General features: G+C 34.6%; 11 protein-coding genes and 1 pseudogene. All 12 read right to left on the bottom strand.

Going from position 1 to position 19674, the window contains the following annotated elements; translation table 11 throughout:
* Positions 1-23: 23 nt before the first annotated feature.
* Positions 24-857 carry a BglG family transcription antiterminator LicT gene (gene licT / locus ACS127_RS05665; RefSeq protein ID WP_440897456.1) on the bottom strand — a complete coding sequence of 278 codons (834 nt, stop codon included), beginning with the start codon at positions 855-857 and terminating at the stop codon, positions 24-26.
* Positions 858-2039: 1182 nt separating this feature from the next.
* Positions 2040-3389 carry an ISLre2 family transposase gene (locus ACS127_RS05660; RefSeq protein ID WP_440897455.1) on the bottom strand — a complete coding sequence of 450 codons (1350 nt, stop codon included), beginning with the start codon at positions 3387-3389 and terminating at the stop codon, positions 2040-2042.
* A 393-nt stretch (positions 3390-3782) separates the two neighbouring features.
* On the bottom strand, positions 3783-5090 hold the full coding sequence (locus ACS127_RS05655) for a transposase family protein (RefSeq protein ID WP_440896019.1): 1308 nt from the start codon (positions 5088-5090) through the stop codon (positions 3783-3785).
* Positions 5091-5343: 253 nt separating this feature from the next.
* Positions 5344-6693, bottom strand: a complete 1350-nt coding sequence (locus ACS127_RS05650) for an ISLre2 family transposase (protein WP_440897454.1) — start codon at positions 6691-6693, stop codon at positions 5344-5346.
* A gap of 306 nt (positions 6694-6999) precedes the next feature.
* Positions 7000-8754, bottom strand: a complete 1755-nt coding sequence (locus ACS127_RS05645; RefSeq protein ID WP_440897453.1) for an ABC transporter ATP-binding protein — start codon at positions 8752-8754, stop codon at positions 7000-7002.
* Positions 8754-10469, bottom strand: coding sequence for an ABC transporter ATP-binding protein (locus ACS127_RS05640; protein WP_440897452.1), 1716 nt, complete (start codon positions 10467-10469; stop codon positions 8754-8756). Before ACS127_RS05640 ends, ACS127_RS05645 begins: the two co-directional genes overlap by 1 nt.
* A gap of 298 nt (positions 10470-10767) precedes the next feature.
* A pseudogene (locus ACS127_RS05635) lies at positions 10768-11750 on the bottom strand (virulence RhuM family protein).
* A gap of 1222 nt (positions 11751-12972) precedes the next feature.
* Entirely contained in the window at positions 12973-14520 is a 1548-nt protein-coding gene (locus tag ACS127_RS05630; protein ID WP_440897451.1) for an AAA family ATPase, read from the bottom strand.
* Between the two features lie 107 nt (positions 14521-14627).
* Positions 14628-15392, bottom strand: coding sequence for an IS21-like element helper ATPase IstB (istB, locus tag ACS127_RS05625; RefSeq protein ID WP_337020333.1), 765 nt, complete (start codon positions 15390-15392; stop codon positions 14628-14630).
* Positions 15389-16957: an IS21 family transposase gene (gene istA, locus ACS127_RS05620; protein ID WP_440898046.1), complete on the bottom strand. Its 1569-nt coding sequence runs from the start codon at positions 16955-16957 to the stop codon at positions 15389-15391. The genes istB and istA overlap by 4 nt, the downstream gene beginning before the upstream one ends.
* Before the next feature lie 129 nt (positions 16958-17086).
* Positions 17087-17956, bottom strand: a complete 870-nt coding sequence (locus ACS127_RS05615) for a hypothetical protein (RefSeq protein ID WP_440897450.1) — start codon at positions 17954-17956, stop codon at positions 17087-17089.
* 95 nt (positions 17957-18051) lie between these two features.
* Entirely contained in the window at positions 18052-19554 is a 1503-nt protein-coding gene (locus tag ACS127_RS05610) for a protein kinase domain-containing protein (RefSeq protein WP_440897449.1), read from the bottom strand.
* Positions 19555-19674 lie beyond the last annotated feature (120 nt).

The raw sequence follows: 19674 nt of genomic DNA, 5'->3' as shown, positions 1-19674 counted from the left end.
CCTGCATTACCAGTGACAATCCTTTATTTATTCGTATCAATCAATCTTTGAATATGGACAGTTAGATAAACTAATTCTTCTTCAGTCAACTTACAATTATATTTCTTCATCATAAAATCTTTTATCTGACACGAGCATGCAAATGGTTCAGTATAATTATTACGAATAACATCAAATAGTATATTTTTTCTATCTTCATAAGGGGTACCATTTAAAACCCTCTGGGCAAAAAATTTCAGATGATTGACCAATCTCAAATAAAACAAACTATCTTTATCTAAATCAATTTTGAAATAATATTCAATAATTCTAACCACTTCATTAATGATGCGTGTCATAGATTCCATCATATCAATACCTACATTAAACTCTGCATTCATGACATGTACCGCTATAAATGCTGCTTCTTCCTCGGTAAGCTGGACATCGTAGGTTTCATTCAGTAACTCAACTCCATATTTTCCAATCTCAAATTCTTTTTTATACAGTCTTTTTATATCCCACAGTAGCACATTTTTGATTTCCTTTTGTTTCTTATATCGTTCTAATGCGAAAGAAATATGGTCTACAAGTGTGAAATAGATGCCATTATTTAATTCCGTACCAACATCCTGTTCCGCTTTTTTCACTATTTTAGCAACAATATCTACGATTTCCTCAGGGACATCTTCCAATTGCTGAATCGTTTGTTGGGCAAGAGTGTTGTTAGCTGGATAAAACTTACTTTGGATTTTATTTTCATCTATAATATCATTTTGTTTTTTTTGAAAACCAATACCAGTCCCAATGATAATGATTTCTTTTCCATCTACTAATGAAGTTACAACATTATTATTTAGTACTTGATATAGTTTCATTCTTCCCCTCCTAAAAGCACAAAAAAAGGCAACACGAAAAGTAATCATCTAGTGATTATTTTTTCAGTGTTGCCTGTTTCCAGTGACAATCCGAATTCTATTTTTATTAACTTATTTTAGATAATAACCCTTTCATAACTGATTGTCAAATGGGGATTTTAGGTAAAACATCAGAACGTTTTGCAATTAGTCCATTCAGCAAGAGCAGGAACAATCTAAGTATACCTTATTATATGGAGACTAAGTTCAAGCGCTTAGTTATAGAGCCTTACGCAAAATACGGTGAATATAATATTTCGAATTAGATTTTGGATCAATCTCTAAGCATAAAAATACAAAATGAATTGAATAAGGGAGAAACCATGAATGGACTAAAAAGCAGTTTTCTTAGGAAAGCAGAAGGGGCTTAAAGGACGAACATAGAGTATCGGCTTCAAAAGCCGGGTATAATAATCATCAATGCTATCAGTATCTGGAATGCTCACATTTAAAAAGGCCGTTGAACATCAAAAGTAGACAAGTAGTTTTAACGAAAGGTTATTGCACCATATATCACCATTAAGCTTGAGAATACTATTTTAATTCAGAGATTGAAAAACCTGAGGAGATATTTGAGAAAGATAATGGGATTGTTGTAGGCGAATCAATGAAACCATATGAGGAACCGCTAATGTGTTAAGCAATTGGAAAGGGACACTCCAATTAAGAAGTGTCCCTGTTACTTGCAAGGTAAAATCATTTTTTAAAAGTTGTGATTTTGTAATATCACATTCTATTTATCAAATTGCCGCGATATCTCCACCTGGAATGTTTTTAACCTAAACGATATAAGCCCTACCTCTCTTATATCCTTACGACTCCTTAGTCGATCCAGTGTGAATAAGTCTTGCTCATTAAACACATTTCTAGCTGTGCTTTTATTTATTAATCTTGCGTTCCGTTTCAAAATCTTTTGAAAAACATTTGGCAGATGCCAGACGTTTTACGCTTGCAAATTTTTAATGCGAGGCTAATTAGTTATTATGAATGATAGTGCTAGGTTTGTCAAGTTCAGGTTTGATTTGATTGTGTCAAGTATTTGTGGGAGTTTTTTTATGTCCCTTATTTTATATTGTTTTTAGCCTATGATTTGGCAGCGTTGTCACTCCTGTATTCCTTTAAAAGAAAAGCTATTTTAACTTTTTAAAATCCTCTTAAACCTTTCAGAGCTTCTGTAATAGGAGCCCCCATTGCTTGTTTCAAATAACCTAAATTCTGACGAGTGGCTTCTGTCGCACTGTTTTTCAGCTTCTCAACGAAGTGTTTAGGTGGCTTTTCAGCTTTGGGCTCTTCAGTGAATGCCTGCGTTTGCTCAAGGATTCCATGTAACGTTTTAATCTCTAAATTGTCTTTTAGAGCCACCATGACATCGACGAATTTATCAAGCCCTCGATCACTCCAGCTACGACCGTGGTTGAGTCTTCTCGCAAACACACTCATGGTTCCTTCTGCACTACCCATTGGGCGAAAACCGGTTATATCTATCCCTTTTCTCTCTAATTTTTTACGGTAATCTCCGAGTGCCTTCGGATACTTTGAGAGCTGAGCGATTAAGGCTTCCAACTCTTCTTCCTTCTTTTCATTTTCCAGTGTCCCCACTGCACTATTTAATTCCACCATAAACCCTTCCCAATCATAAACAGCTAGCTTCTTTTGGATCGAACGGGATCTTGGATGCCCTCGAAAGATCAGGCGGACATCACGAGCGACATGAAAACGATCAATGACAAAAGTAGCGTTCTTCTGGAAATAGTCTCGACAAGACGTGATCCAATTCGCTCCATCTCCATTGATGACGAGATGGTGTCGCGTTGGGTCATATTCATAAGTGGTCATCAGATAGGTCTCAAACGCTTCCCAAAATGGACCGTTGCCTTCATGAATAAAATGACGTTTCTCGATGAGTTTCGCTCGCTTGCCATTCATCTCCCATCCTTGATGGGTACTTGCTATTTTAAGTTCTCTTCCTTTTTTCCCTTTCTCTTGGCTCTTTGTATTTAAGCCATCCACTTCAACGAATAAAACATCCTGTTTAAGGGGAATAGATGATTCTGGAATCACTTCCGTATTCAAAAGCTGTTGACGGATGCCTTCATGGCTGATGACAGGATACCCTAAGAACCTTTCGAGTACCTTTCCAGCTTGTCGATAGGAAGCACCTGTGACAGCTAGTTCAATCGCCAAATCTTGCACGACTGGACTCATTCCTTTTGTTCCATCAAAGGCTAAATATTGATCTAATAAGTACACATATTTCCCTGTTACTTTATCTTGGTAATAATTTCTCTTCAGCTCGACTTGTCCAAAAACAGATTCAAACGATAACGTACGTTTATCTTTTAAGTAAAATCTTTGTTTGTCTCTTCCTAAAGCAATCGCCTGATCAAACTCCTGAAGGATTTTTGACATCATCTGTGAAAAACTTTCTTGTAAGGTACGGTATATTATTTCTTCTAACTCTTTCATTGTCAGCTGAGATATGATATCTTTCATATGAGGACCTCTTTCTATAGTTTTTGTTTGTCGTAAACTTAACTATATAAAATAAGGTCCTCTTTTTCATCTCAAACGACTTATCTACTACCGCGCTTTCGCTTGGTGCCCCTGTCATGGGTGTTAAAGTCTAACGACTTTAACACCCATGACAGGGAAAATTTACTCCCACAAACATTTTACTCTAACTTTGATTTGGCAGCTATGAAGAGTAAATCTATCAATAACCTGAGGTAAATTGGAAAATCAACTTATCCACATTTGTTATATTTTTCCAATTGGTATTCATGTTTTTTGAAGCTAAACGAACAGAATTCCTGTTATTTAGCTATTTTTTGTGGATAACTCATTTTTAACTTTTTTCTTATCACAACCTTTGCTATAATTTAATTACTAGGTAAACCTTACTTGAATAGGTTTCTCTAGGTCTATGAGGTCCTCTTCTGTTATTGTTTGAGTCTGGAATGCTCTTAACAGATTAGAGGCCTTTTTCTTTATCCTTTTCTTGTCTGTCTTCATGATTTTTGAACCCTTCTCAAAAAGTTGAACCAGTATGTCGGTTATTTGTGTTAGAAGATAGTGATTCTTCATCGCTTGATACTCATGACTGTTCGCGTGTTGAATGTAGTAGCGAATATTCTTTTGTGTATTGAATCCTTCATTTTCAATTTTCCAACGGCTTCTGCCTCCGTTAATGAGCCCCTTTGCGTTTTTCTTTTCTACGTTGATATTGGTCATATACGTAAATGTTTTTTTCTCCTTCTCCTTTTCTTCCGCAAATTCTAATACATTCACCGTTCGTTCGTTGTAAGATATGCCATTCACCCATGAAATCCCTTCATAAGTAGGGCTGTCTTTCCATACTTTCAGATTCTGAAATTCTCTCATGACTGATGGAATGCTTCCTTCTTTGAACCTGATCAAGTACTTCCATTTATTTATGTCGCATAGCTGAAAGACGTTTTCACATGCATATAGGCTGTCTGCGATCATACAAATTGGCAGCCGTTTAAATGTGTTTTTTAGCTTCTTCGCCATCCGGTAAAAAGCATTTCGTTCACAATCTTGTTTGTCTACATCTTCTGATTCGTTCTCAATAAATTCGGATGCTATACTGAAAACCATGTCTCCAACTACGAGCTTTGCTTCCAAAACATGATGCATATATATCGTCTTATTTTCTCCGGTTTCTTCGTTCTTATATGTCCGTTTCAAGCAATGCTCACAATGCTTTTCTCGAAAGGTGAACAGTCCGGTTCCATCTATGACGATTCCCCAATATTTACCGTCTATCCGATAATCATAAAAGCACTTCTTATGGAGGAGTTCTTTCACCATGTAAGTCCGAATGTTTTCAAGTTCCTTCATATCTAAGCGCGACAGGAAATCGTTCACCGTATCATAGTGTGGTAACTCTTTCAGGCTTTCTATTCCCAGCAGTTTTGATAGATTTTCTATACAGTTATCTGCATTAAATGCATCTGTCATTTCCCGCATCGACTCTAGACTCGCTGCATTTTTCATCATAACCATCATTAAAATAACATCTGGGTGATACGTAATATAGCTTGGATGCCTTGGATCTTTGACTTGTTTTAATTTCTTATTTAAATCCTTACAAAAATGATTCTGGATTTTCATGAACTCGAAAAAATACTTTTTATCCTTTTCTGCTTCTCGTTTTTCTTTTCTCGTTATCACGATTAAAAACCTCCTGTATATGCTGATATTATAGTAATTCTACCATGTTGTTATTACTTAATCAGCATATTTTTGGGAGGTATATCATTGAATTTATCTCGAAAAATTTTTACTCTTCATAGCTGTTGATTTGGATTGTGTCAAGTATTTGTGGGAGTTTTTTTATGTCCCTTATTTTATATTGTTTTTAGCTTATGATTTGGCAGCGTTGTCACTCCTGTATTCCTTTAAAAAGAAAATCTATTTTTATTTTTTAAATGCCTCTTAAACCTTTCAAAGCTTCTGTGATAGGTGCTCCAATCGCTTGTTTTAAATAACCTAAGTTATTTCGAGTGGCTTCTGTTGCACTGTTTTTTAGCTTCTCAACGAAGTGTTTAGGTGGCTTTTCAGTTTTGGATGCTTCTGTGAGTGCTTGTGTTTGCTCAAGAATGCCCTGTAACGTTTTAATTTCTAGGTTGTCTTTTAGAGCCACCATGACATCGACGAATCGATCAAGCCCTCTATCACTCCAGCTACGACCGTGATTGAGTCGTCTGGCAAACACACTCATGGTTCCTTCTGCACTCCCCATTGGGCGAAAACTGGTTGTATCTATCCCTTTTTTCTCTAATTTTTTACGGTAATCTCCGAGGGCCTTTGGATATTTTGAGAGCTGAGCGATTAAGGCTTCCAACTCTTCTTCCTTCTTTTCATTTTCAAGCGTCCCCACGGCACTATTTAATTCCACCATAAACCCTTCCCAATCATAGGCTGCTAGCTTCTTTTGGATCGAACGGAATCTTGGATGCCCTCGAAAGATCAGGCGTACATCACGGGCGACATGAAAACGATCAATGACAAAAGTAGCGTTCTTCTGGAAATAATCTCGACAAGACGTGATCCAATTCGCTCCATCTCCATTAATAACGAGGTGCTGTCTCGTTGGATCGTATTCATAAGTACTCATAAGATAAGACTCAAATTCCTCCCAAAATGGACATTTGCCTTCATGAATAAAATGACGTTTCTCAATGAGTTTCGCTCGTTTACCATTCATCGCCCATCCCTGATGGACACTCGCTATTTTTAGCTCTCTTCCTTTTTTCCCTTTTTCTTGGCTTTTCGTATTTAAGCCATCCACTTCTACGAATAAAACATCTTGTTCAAGGGGGACAGACTCTTCTGGAACCACTTCCGTATGCAAAAGCTGTTGACGGATCCCTTCATGACTGATGACAGGATACCCCAAAAGCTTTTCCATTGCCTTCCCAGCCTGCCGATAAGAAACGCCGGTTACAGCCAATTCAATCGCCAAATCTTGCACGACTGGACTCACTCCTTTTGTCCCATCAAAAGCTAAATATTGATCTAATAAGTACACATATTTCCCTGTCACCTTGTCTTGATAATAATTCCTCTTTAGCTCCACTTGGCCAAAAACAGATTCAAACGATAGCGTTCGCTTATCTTTTAAGTAAAATCTATGTTTATCTCTTCCTAAAGCAATTGCCTGATCTAAATCTTGAAGGGTTTTTGCCATCACCTGAGAAAAACTTTCTTGTAAGGCACGGTAAGTTATTTCTTCTAGCTCTTTCATTGTGAGACTAGATATGATATCTTTCATATGAGGACCTCTTTCTATAGTTTTTGTTGTCGTAAACTTAACTATATAGAATAAGGTCCTCTTTTTCACGTCAAATGACTTGTCTACTACCGCGCTTTCGCTTGGTGCCCCTGTCATGGGTGTTAAAGTCGTTAGACTTTAACACCCATGACAGGGAATATTTACTCCCACAAACATTTTACTCTAACTTTGATTTGACTATATGGGTTTAACATAGAGAAAAAATCATAACGTTTAGTGAAACATTACACGCAAAAAATCATTCTTTATTTTCAAAGTGTTACTCTCCTTAACCGACTGATTGTTTTAAACCATAAACTGACTTTGATATAAATCCGCATAGGTTCCGTTCTGTTTGAGCAATTCATCATGACTTCCCTGTTCAACGATATGTCCCTTGTCCATCACTAAAATGACGTCCGCATCAACGATGGTTGATAGTCGGTGGGCAATCACAAAGTTGGTACGACCATCCATCAAATTACTCATAGCACTTTGAATCATTCGTTCCGTACGTGTATCGACAGAGGAGGTCGCTTCATCTAAAATTAAAATATCAGGGTCACTGACAAAGGCACGGGCAATTGTAATTAATTGGCGCTGACCTTGAGACAAATTGTTCCCTTCTTCATTTATTTGAGCCTCATATCCATTCGGAAGTGAAGAAATGAAGTGATGGGCATAGGCTTGTTTAGCTGCTTCAATCACCTCTTCTTTAGATGCATCAAGGTTACCGAAGCGAATGTTATCATAAATTGACCCTTGAATAAGCCAGGTATCTTGCAAAACCATACCGAAAAAGGAGCGGAGATTCTCCCTTGATACTGTGCGAATATCGGTGTCATTAATCAATATCTGGCCCGATGATACATCATAGAAGCGCATCAATAAATTGATAATCGTCGATTTTCCTGCCCCGGTATGACCGACAATCGCTACCGTTTCATTTCGTCTAACCTTTAGATTGAGGTTTTTAATAACCGGCTTACTTTTTTCATAAGCAAAGTTGACCCTATCAAATTCAATCGATTGAATCGGGACCATCAACTGATTGACATCATTTTCTGTTTCCTCTGGTGCATCAAGAAACTTAAAAACGCGCTCTGCTGAAGCCAATGTTTCTTGGAGTTGATTAGCCATTTCTGCAATAACTTCAATTGGACGCCTTATATTTTGAGAGTATTGGATAAAAGCAAGCACATCCCCAATCAGGATGCTTCCCGATATAACAAGGAAACTCCCGACAATGGCAATGGTTACATAAGCAAGGTTACCGATGAAGGTCATGGCAGGTAGAAGTATCCCTGCCATGAAACTCGCCCGCCAAGAAACTTCGTAAAGATTGTTATTAATATTTCTGAAGTCTTCATCTGATTGCTCTTCATAACTAAAGGCTTTAATTAAGTCAGTTCCAGTGAAATTTTCCTCTACGAAGCCAACCATACTTCCTAAGCCCCTTGATTTTTCTTGGAAAAAATGACGGGAACGACTCGTAATAAAGCGTGTCGCTAAGAAACTCAAAGGTACCGTTAGTAAGAAAGCAATTGACAATATCCAGCTGATATTAGTCATCATTATTAAAATTCCGGTCACTAACATTAGACTTCCAAAAATTTGACTGACACTGATCTGAATGTTACTACCAATTTTGTCAATATCATTCGTCACACGGCTAATCAAATCACCTGTCAACTGATTGTCAAAATATTTGAGTGGGACTTTTTTAATTTTTTCAGACACTTCTGTACGCATGTCTTTGATCAATCGTTGAGATAAATACACGAGCGTACGCTCTTTAATAATATCCGCCACTGCTAAAACGATATACATCCCGATTAAAAGCAAAATAATATTTAGGATCCATCGAAGATCCACGGCAATATTATCTCGGAATGCGATTTGCAAATGATTGAGAATACGACCTAAAACAACAGGTGTAAATACTTGAATGATTGTGACAATGACGGTAAATACGAGTGAGATAATTAAGGTGAGTTTATAGTTAGCCAAATAGTTAGCTAATCGTTTTAACGTCCCTTCTTCTTTTTGCTTTTGGTCCATCATGTACCCACCCCCTCTTCTCCTTGTGACATTGCAATTTCATGATAGACGGGGTTATTTGCCAATAAATCGGCATGACTCCCGTAACCTTGGACTTTTCCGTCTTCTAAAACAAGAATCTTATCAGCATGACGTATCGTTGCTACACGCTGAGCTACGATGATCGTCATCACACCTTCTAAACGGTCTTCAAGTGCTTGCCTGATCTCATAATCTGTTCGGTAATCTAATGCAGAAAATGAATCATCAAAAATATAGACATTGACGTCACGAGCTAATGCTCTTGTAATAGCAAGCCGTTGTCTTTGTCCACCAGAGAAATTCGCGCCCCCGCGAACCACTTTTGCATCCAACGGCTCATCTGCTGGTAAAAATTCACGTGCTTGAGCAGCAGTTAAATCTTTTAGAATTTTCTCATCAGATATGTGGGGATTACTGTACTGCATATTGCCACGCACCGATTCAGAGAAAAAGAAGTTCTGTTGCGGTACATAACTCATCTGATGGCGTACATCATCGGTGTTAAGCTCGTTTATTCGTTCACCATTAATAAGCAACTCTCCTTCTGTTGGTTCATAGAATTGCATGAGCAATTTGAGGAAAGTTGATTTTCCGGAACCCGTACCCCCAATAATTCCGAGTACTTCTCCTGTTTTTAATGAAAAATTAATTTTGGACAAAGCAGGTAAATTGGCTTCTGGATAATAAAACGTTAGATCTTTTGCTTCAATCGTATGCATCGCTTCAGTTAACCTTTTTATTCCACCCATTTTTCGAGAGGGATAATCGATGACTTCTTGTACACGTGAAATCGATGTAGACGTGCGAGGAATAATGGTCAACATACGTGAAATCATCACTAAACCTGTCATCACTTGCGCAGTATACTGAATAAACGCCATTAATTCCCCAATATGCATTGTCCCATCGATAATAAACTGCGCCCCAAAATAAACGGCAATCACTGTTGTCACACCAACAACAAAGGTTAATAATGGTTGTACAGTGCTCATCGTATTATTAATACGCATGGATAATTGGTAGTAGTCATCATTTGCCTCTTCAAAAATTGCTTCTTCTTCTTCATCTCTATAAAAAGCACGAATAACTTTTAATCCTGTTAACCGTTGACGCAACAACAGGTTAACTCGATCTAAGGATTTTTGCAGCTTAGGAAAATAGGGAATAACGACTCTAATAACAAAGTAAATAAGAACAAAGATAATCGGCATACTAATCAGCACAATCGCTGTTAAACGCCGATGAGTTAAATAAGCCATGGCTAATCCTCCAACAAATTGGAGGGGTGCCCGTAAGAGTGGACGCATCATAAGCAGGACAAATTGTTCAATATGCCCCACATCGTTCGTCGTCCGAGTAATCAGAGATGAAATCCCTAAAGTCTCTGTTTCATCAAAGGTCATGTGATTGACTTTATTAAAAATCCGTTTACGTAGATCGCGTGAATAAGACATGGCAGCTTTTGCAGAGAAAAAAGAAGCTGATCCACGCACGAAAATCGTCAATAATGTCACAATCAACATGATTCCACCGATTCTGAGTACATATTGAACGTTTTCTACCGCTATCCCGTTATCTACGATTAAGGAAAGTAAGCGGGGTAAATATAGTTCGCCAATCGTATTTCCTAACGTGAGGAAAAATACGAGAGCAAGTAATCCTTTATATTTTTTTAAATCTTGAAAAACACGCATTATTTTTCTTGTTCTCCTTTTCGATCATTCTCTCAATTAGTCTATCACAATTAGAATTAAGACTGCACCTCTAGAATGATGACCATTTATTATCTATCCAAGAACATTCATAACTTCAGTCGTTAGAGGCTCAATTATCGTACCATACTGCCTTTATAGGGTAAAATAAAACACTTAGAGCTCCTCTTCAATAATCTTGTGAGGAGCTCTGACTTATTAATGGTTCTATATGTTTGTATTGTAATGTCCCTATTTTTAACGCAAATTTATAAGCTTTGACTAAGTTTCCGTGGATATTTTATTTCAACCTTTCCTGCTCTATAAACTTATCAAAATTATCTTTCGGTAGGTTTTCTAATCGCTGTTGATGAAAGGCTTCATATTGTTCATTTGCAAATTGCTCCACTACTTTAGCCTTTATTTTCCCTGCGCTTGTTAATATTTCATGCTCATTGAATGCTAAAAAAGCATCTAATTTCTCTCCCCAGTTTTTCATATACATCGTTTTTTTCCTTCTAGCCTGATTTTCCGCATAATCTAAATACATTGTTACGATACGGTTTAAATCTCCAAGTTCTTCTTGTGTCAAATAGTTTTTGCTACAGAAACATCTTGTTTACGCACCTTATCACCTTTCCAACTAGTCAATCCCATGTTAGGCTTTGTAGCATCTGACCTTTTCTTAATGAGTTCCGAAGCTGTATGGCCATGAATTGCAAAATGAAGTTTATTTTGAACCGTTGCAAAGAACTCTTTCGCTACTGGTGTACTTGGGATGTAATCAATAGATGTCGCATAAATATCTGTAATTTTTTGATAAAATCGCCTTTCAGATGCACGAATATCACGAATACGTTCCAGTAATTCATCGAAGTAATCTGAGCCAATATTACGAATTTCCTTCAATCGCTCATCATCCATTGTAAAACCTTTGACTAAGTATTCACTTAGGTGTTCTGTTGCCCATTGGCGAAACTGTGTACCACGGTGTGAATGAACACGATAGCCAATTGCTAGAAACATTTCGAGGTTGTAATGTTTAGTTTTATAATTCTTACCATCTTTTGCAGTTGTCAAGTATTACTTGACAACTGCATTCTCATCTAATTCCTCTTCTTCAAATATATTTTTAATATGAAGGCTTATATTCTGCTTAGTCGATTGATATAATTCTGCTATAGCCTTTTGAGTCATCCAAACTGTTTCATCTTCTAATTTAACATCAATTTTTGTATCTCCGTTCTCTGTTTGATAGATTAGGATGTCTGTTTTGTTTTCCATTCAAATTCGCTCCTTTTTTATAAAATTTATTGGACACTTATTACGTTTTCTTCTATTGAGTATTATAACATCTAAACATATGAAATTTAATAAAACAGGAACGTTTATTCCCCCAAACTTAATACAAAAGGAAAAGGTCCTACATTTATGGAAGAATCTAAAGGCGTTTAGAATTCACTATTTTTACTTTTCTATTACAGTTTTACTCAATTCAATTTCTACCCTTTGCTTTACCACTATTTATGGTACGGTTCACCGTGGTTATTTGAGAGGCAAAAAAATAGCATTGGTAAACCATTTACCAATGCTATTATTAATTAATCTATTATCATCCACAAACTAACTCCCATGAATTCATGTTCTTGATTTTCCTATGTGGCTACTTGGATACTGGTGGTCGGGGTCGATAATGGTGTCTAAGTACTGATATCTCAAGGGTTTATAATTTGTATGCGTACAATTTGCGTAAAATAGTTTAGCGAACAATATTTAACTTAAAAACAAATTGAATATCAATTAAATCTGGTTATTCCTACAATGGAACCCTTGATTATCTGAGTACATCTCCACAAGATTCATCATACATGAGTATTGCGGACAGTTTGAGCCAGCAGTGCGGACTTTTGAGCCACCGAATGCGGATGTTTGAGCCATTAACTGCGGTAAGGAGAGCCATAATTATTTTTCTGCCATAAATAGCGTAAATACTATTGTCCGCCACCATTGACTTAACTTTTGTCCGTGTTGAGTGAATAAATCGCAGGTCTGTCATAAATAATGCCAAATAGGCACACCTGCTCAAATATGATAACACGGACAAACCGATTCTAAGCATTTGCTGGCGGGGCCCCGACCCCTTCCACCAAATACAAAGAATCGGGCGTTACAGTCAATGGCAAGCAGCTTCCGCTGTGGCTATGGATCTCTTCTTTAAAGAGAAATCTTACCATTAGTGGCTCTCATCTCTGCAAATGGTGGCTCTATTTTCCGCAACGAGCGGCTCAAAACTATGCATAAGTGGCTCATTTCATCTGCAATAATCAATACAATTATCGTTCAGCTAACTCTTTAAAGGTGTTACTATAAAGTCTAAATATGAATTCCAATGCTTCCTCATCTAATTCCTGTTCAATTATCATTTTTTCTTTATTTTTGTCTTCACACATTATTAGCCCTTCCTTTAAAATTTGTTCTTACACCTTTATTTACTTGGAAATTCTAATCAATAATATTTTTTCAAAAGTCTATCTACTACCTCTCTCTTTATGTCTCTAATATTTTTAATATCATATAAATTTATATCTTTTAGTTGTTGAATTTCCTGAGGTGAAAGGTCTATATCTTCTAACGATGGTTCGTGATTTATTTTATATATTAAGTCAGAAACAAAATAATCAATGTATTCACTTTTTTCCTTATCATTTAAGGAACTAAATTCACAAACCAAATCTAAACGTGATTGGAACTCAGGAGGAATCTCCCTGTAAAACCGTTCTTTATCTAAGTTAGATGTAAATATTATAATATAGCCATCAACGTTATGTTCATTTGATAAGGAATCAGTAAAAACTCCATCTTCCAATAGCTCAAGAAAAAAATTGAATATCTGTTTATTAGCTTTTTCAAATTCATCGCATAAAATTATTCCAGCTCTACTCTTCATTATTTTTTTACTTAATTCGCCCTCTTCAGATCCTATAAATCCTCGAGGACTGCCAATAAGACTATTTAGTGCATCTTGACTACTATAATTACCAAAGTTAATTTTCACCAATGAAGTATTTGGATTAATTTGATTCTTCAACAAAGCAGCAAATTCCGTTTTTCCTAACCCGGTATTTCCTAATAAAAAGAGTGATAAAATCTTCTTTTCCTTTAATCGATTTAAGAATAGAAAATTTCGTATTACATCTGGTAATTGATCTTTAAATTTTTTATGACCAAATAGGTTCTCATTAATATCTTCTATCAACTTTTTAACTTTATCGTTTGGTAAATCTACAATTCTAATCGTTTTTTCATCATCCAATTCTTCTGAGTAATTCTCAAATGAAAGTAATTTTTGAATAGGTTGTACTTTTTTAAATACTAATTTGAATTTTTCTAAAGTTGCTTCTACTTGATCAATATGTACAAATATCTTAAAGTAAGGATTTTCGATGAATATTTTTTCTGCATAATAAATAAGATTTGCATTATCTGTTGTTGCAGAAACAAGAGATGTTATATCGACAAAAACTTCTTTTCCAGCACCGACGACTTCTTTGAAATTTTCTATAAAAGCATCTTTTATTTGACTAAAACTAATCAAAGGAGTCTCACTTTGATTTAACGTTTCAACTATCTTATCTAATTCATCTGAATTTTTATAAGAATATAAAATTAATCTATTGAAAGGGATAATTTTTGAAGTTTGTTCCGCTATTTCTCGTTCTTCAATGATAGTATCAGGGTATAATGGTTCTTTTTCAATAAAGTACACATTAAAAACTTCTAATGCCTCTTGTGATAATGATTCTTTTATAATAAAAATTGTATCTTCACTTGCATTTATTAAATTATTATATCCTGCCATTATATCCCCAGTTTGTACAAATAAATATTGTATTAAATTCGATATATCTATAATAGTATCAGGATTTTCTTCAAGTAACTCTCTCGTTTCCTGAAATATAAATGGATTAATACTATATCCTTCACTTTCTTTATCTTTGTAAAAACTCTCAAATTCAAATCTATTTTTATAAGTATATAAAATAAACCTCTGCATATCAGTTACCTCTTTTTTTCAACCAATTTATAATTTTTCTATACCAAGGAATTTTAATAGGTTCGGATTCTTGTGACCGTCAAGTAAAAAGACACAATTTATGCTCATTAATTTGAAACACTTTCTTGCCCAAATATGGTCGATCTATGTTTCATTCGATAACTATCTTCATTTAGATGAATGATTTCAACTCGGTGTAGAATTCTATCTAATATAGCTGTTGTAATTGCTTGGTCACCTAATAGCTCTCCCCACTCTTTAGGTGCTTTATTTGAAGTTAAAATGATGGATGATTGATTGTATAAATCATTAATCAAGTGGAAGAACATATTAGCTTCCTGTGAATCCATCGCCATAAACATCAAATCATCAATAATAACTAAGTCTGCATCTCTTATTCTTTTCATTCTCGTCTGTGATTTTCGAGTAATTTCTTCCGTTTTTAATACATGAATAAGGTCTCCCATCGTAGTAAAGATAACCTTGTAACCTTGGTTTAACGCTTCGATTCCTAATCCAATTGATATGTGAGTTTTCCCACTACCTGGTGGTCCTAATAGAATGATATTGTGTAACTGTTCTATCCAAGTTAAATCCTTCAACCTATTCAAATGTTTATTGCTTAATGATTTCTGTTCTTTTATATTGAATTCCTCTAATGTCTTTTGGAACGGAAATGTAGCCCATTTAAATCGTTTTTCTAACTGCTTTTCTTCTCTGCGAGTTTGTTCATATTTTACTACATCTAGGAGGAACTGAGTAAAGGAGGAATCCTTTTGCTCAGCCTCTCTAATTAATGCAGGAAGGTGATTTGCTGTTTCTGTTAAACGTAGAGTTCTCATCAATTCTTGTAATTGATTTAACTGGCTCATACTGGATCACCTTCCAATATGGCAGTATAGGCATTCACTTCTCGTTTTTGAGCTTCTGTTTCCATAACCCAAGCTGAAACTCCTTTTACTCGTGTTACATTCTTAGCGGTATCATTTGGTGTATCTTCCATTTGTCGATGTCGTTTTAAATAGGCAACGACATCGCTAAAATCTGTGGCACCATAAAGATTCCTCTTTATACACTCTTTCAATGCTGTTGATAGAATTTCTTTGTTATTTGTTTTTGTCTCTTTTATTATCATTTGGAGTTGATCCCTAATATATCGAGGGTACTTCCCTTTTACTGCTTGTAGATAATCATAAGCCATCTCACTGTCATTAAAATGCTCGGCAACTGTATTCATAAATGCATCAATACCCTTTGTTCTATCACGGCTATGTTTTCTATCTTTAATCAATAACCCTTTCTCGTCAGGGATCGTATGCTTTGCTATGATTTCACCTGTTTCAGGGCTATAAATGATTAATTCTCTTTCCTCCGTTTCCTTAATGCAGACCGTTTCGTACTTGCCAAACGTCCCCAATGGTAGAGTATAACGGTTAGATAAATATCGAATGGTATTGTCCTTATGGACACATCTTGATATACTATTTTCATAGTTATATTTTATATCTATATTTTTGGTGACTGGTCTTAAGTGTTGTCTTTCCAGGGAAAATACTTCGACCGGTCTCTTTTTTGTTGTATGGTGAATTTTATAGTTTCCAGTTCTATGAAGCCATTCCCACCCTTGTTCATTCCAAGAATCAATGTTATGAAAAACTCGATGTTTAGCGAAATTATGTTTAATAAATCCAACTACATTTTCAATTTTTCCTTTGCTCTCTGGATCCGCCTTGCGGCAAACACGAAGGTTTAGATTCCTAGATTCTTTATATTGTTGGAACTCTTGTGTTAAAATTAAATCCCCACCATTCTCACTGACAACGATTAAACTATCTTGGTCATATACCAATTCACCTGGAATTCCTCCATACCACTTAAATGCATTTTCATGTGCTTTAATGACATCTTGGGTAGTAAATGGCCTATCCAACCATTCCATATATTTATATCTAGAATTAGATAGTACAAATGCTATAAAGTTTAATTTTACTTCCTTACTGTCTGCTGCCTTCTGTTTCGTATGACCAAAATCAACTTGTATTTGCTCACCCATAGGTGAATCGAGAATAGCCTCATAAATTCGTGGTGAAGTTTCCTTTCTTATTTTATATTCCTCTCGAAGTTCTCTAACATAGGAGCGAACCGTACTTTCACCTACTTCTAAATCTTCGTATCTTTCTTTTAGCCAATCTTCTACTTGTGCCGCAGACATATCTGGATGTTCTCTTAGCCAGGATAAAATTAGTTCTTTATAAGGATCTAATTTCTTACTTCTGGTTTGAATGGAATCAACCCACTTAGACATATCCGAAGGATTCTTTTTTAGATAACGATGAACGGTTGATCTTGAGATTCCTAGTTTTTCAGCTACCTTTGTCTTACTAAAACCCTTTTTAATTAATTGATGTATTTCCATATACATTTCCCACTTATCCACCTTTACGTCCTCCACTGTTCTGTATGTTTTGATATAAACATTGTACAATGGAAGTTCTTATTATTAATATTTTTGTGTAAATAAGTGTGTCTTTTTATCTAGCAAAAACTGTCTACTCTAGTTTAGCAGTCACAATTCTATTTCTTCATTAAGATTCACATTCTGTACTATAGCAATTATATCAATAAACTTATACTCACTATCCTGAAAAGCAGTTTTAGATTGAATACCTTGTTCTTGATATGCACTTGAAATTATCTTTTCGGACTGATTACCTAATTTCTGTGACTCTTGCTTTTGCCCTATGTCATATAAATAATTAAAAGTATTGGTATTGACTTTTTCTTCTTTTACAGTACCCTTATAAACTCCAATTATAGAAACTCTTCCTATAGTAATATCGTCAATATTATAATTGCTTTCAAATTCATTCTCTAATTCCATTGGGATTTTAATTACAACCCTTTCAGAAGACTCAGGTAATTGACCATATAGTAGATATGAATAGTCTTTTAACATTGAAGTAATTAAATTATTAACATCTACTCCCTCTACACGAAAGTCCTTGAGTGCATTGCTTCTAAATAATTTTAACTCTCTTAAGTTCTCTTCGTTCAATATATTTAAAACTACATTGTCAATTTTAACTAAGTCCCCTTCACAACATTTCGTAAATTTATCTACTATTTTGCTTTTTTTATCTATTTCTCTTAACAAGATTGACTTAGTTGTTTTAACATCAAGGGATTCTATCATTTTTGAAGTATCTGTCTTTTTTTCTGTTAGTTGTGTACCCATATAACTTTTTATAGATGCTAAATTACTTAATGCTGTTGAAGCGGAGGTGTTTGCAGTAATGGAATTTGTATTCTCAGATGATGAGCTATTTTCTTTTTGAATGGATGATATAACGACATTATTTAGCATCATTGAAATTTCGTAGACTTTTGAAAAATTTATATAATAAATATTAAATACTTTTTTATCTTCATACGCCATTTTATAAGGCTCCTTTGTGAACTTTTGTAGCAACTTTATAAAATACTAATACTTTTGATATTTTGGTTACTATAAGTCTCAATAATAGATTTTCACTAACGTAATATTTCCTCCAATAACGGATCAATTCCTTTTCGTATCACTTTCTCAATAATCCTTTGAGCATTGAATCTATTAACTGAATACGCAATATAAGAAAGAATTTGTGCTGCTTTTTCCATTGTTAAAAATGTAAAATTCGTATTTTCAAGTACCATTGTTGCAAATAGTGCGATTGGGTCATTTGATTCAAAAGTATAACATACATCTCTAAAATTATTATCTATATCATTAATTATACGTATCTCATTATTGGTACTATGCTCCATGTACTCTATTGCAATCTCCTTAAAAAGGGAATTGGATACTATTTCTGAACAAATTTCGACTCCAGAAAGACTATCTATAAATTGTATTACTTCCATACTTAATTCTTTTTTTTGAATATATTCATATGCTATTTCTTTAAGATTTCGTTTGTTTGCAATTTCCTTTATCTTCAAAAAAGTTGAATACATTTCAACAGCTGAATTAAATCTATTCTCAGATTCCAGACTTGTTGCCTTATTTACTAATTGGCTTAATTCATGTCGCCCGTTACTTGGACTACCATTTAAAATAAAATTTATTATCCTACCAATTGCATATACATCGCTACGTTTATCACCATCTTTTAATGAATTCCTTTGTTCAGGAGCACAATAATCGTATTGACCTAACGCATTAGTATCCAGTGTTCTGTGTGAATGAATTACTTCATAATTTTTCCCTAATCCAAAATCTGCAATTTTCATACGATTGTCTACAAATAAAATATTAGTCGGACTTAAATCTCTATGAATAATATTTCTTCCATGTATGGCTTTCATTATTTCTAATAGTTTTTCGATTAGTTCAAACTTAAAACTCCTTGTTATTTCGTTTTTTTCAATATAATCAGATAAAATATTATCTGCTTTTTCCATCACATATTCCATTTTAGTATCATCAAAATTAAATAATTTAATAACTCCTTCAACATCTTGTATTGAATTAGTTATATCATATTCTCTTTTAAATCGACTGCATACAGATTGATTTGCAATATATTGATCTTTCAACTTTTTAATCACTTTACAGTCACTGTTACGAAAATATACTTTTGCGAAACCACCTTCTCCTATTTCTTCTAAATCTTTGTTTTTGTCAATTAGATAAATTCGATCCTCTTTACGAATTAATTGAAACTCATCATATTGCAATTGTTCATTGAATACATTTAATAATTTTTCAGCATATGCTACCGCTTGTACTTCGTTTATTTGAAATTCTTTCATAACATATCTCTTGCTTAATATTAAAGTAAAAAAGTCATTGATTCTTTCTTGTTCTACAAATTCTTCGAGCTTATCAGCAACATACCACCAACGTGAAGGAAATCCACTCTGATAAACATCTAAATAATCAAAATGCCTATTAAAAAAGTCAACAAGCACTGGACCACTTTTATAAAAAAATGGACTATCGTTATCTCCAATAAAAATTTCTGATACACTTTTCAATAATTCATCAGATATCATTTTCATCACTACCTTTTAAATTAATTAATAAAGACAGCTCTTATTTTGAACTGTCTTTATTGATAAATTGAAGTAAGTTTAAGTCTTTAAAAAACATCAATTCATGAAGTTTATTAGTTT

It is taken from the genome of Amphibacillus sp. Q70 (assembly GCF_052055485.1).
Lineage (GTDB): Bacteria > Bacillota > Bacilli > Bacillales > Amphibacillaceae > Amphibacillus.
Note: the sequence above shows the minus strand (reverse complement) of the source record. Positions and strands in the feature narration are given on the sequence as shown.

Coding starts and splice junctions, on each gene's coding strand:
- licT (WP_440897456.1), bottom strand. CDS start 857: ATGAAACTATATCAAGTACTAAATAATAATGTTGTAACTTCATTAGTA.
- ACS127_RS05660 (WP_440897455.1), bottom strand. CDS start 3,389: ATGAAAGATATCATATCTCAGCTGACAATGAAAGAGTTAGAAGAAATA.
- ACS127_RS05650 (WP_440897454.1), bottom strand. CDS start 6,693: ATGAAAGATATCATATCTAGTCTCACAATGAAAGAGCTAGAAGAAATA.
- ACS127_RS05645 (WP_440897453.1), bottom strand. CDS start 8,754: ATGGACCAAAAGCAAAAAGAAGAAGGGACGTTAAAACGATTAGCTAAC.
- ACS127_RS05640 (WP_440897452.1), bottom strand. CDS start 10,469: ATGCGTGTTTTTCAAGATTTAAAAAAATATAAAGGATTACTTGCTCTC.
- ACS127_RS05630 (WP_440897451.1), bottom strand. CDS start 14,520: ATGCAGAGGTTTATTTTATATACTTATAAAAATAGATTTGAATTTGAG.
- istB (WP_337020333.1), bottom strand. CDS start 15,392: ATGAGCCAGTTAAATCAATTACAAGAATTGATGAGAACTCTACGTTTA.
- ACS127_RS05615 (WP_440897450.1), bottom strand. CDS start 17,956: ATGGCGTATGAAGATAAAAAAGTATTTAATATTTATTATATAAATTTT.
- ACS127_RS05610 (WP_440897449.1), bottom strand. CDS start 19,554: ATGATATCTGATGAATTATTGAAAAGTGTATCAGAAATTTTTATTGGA.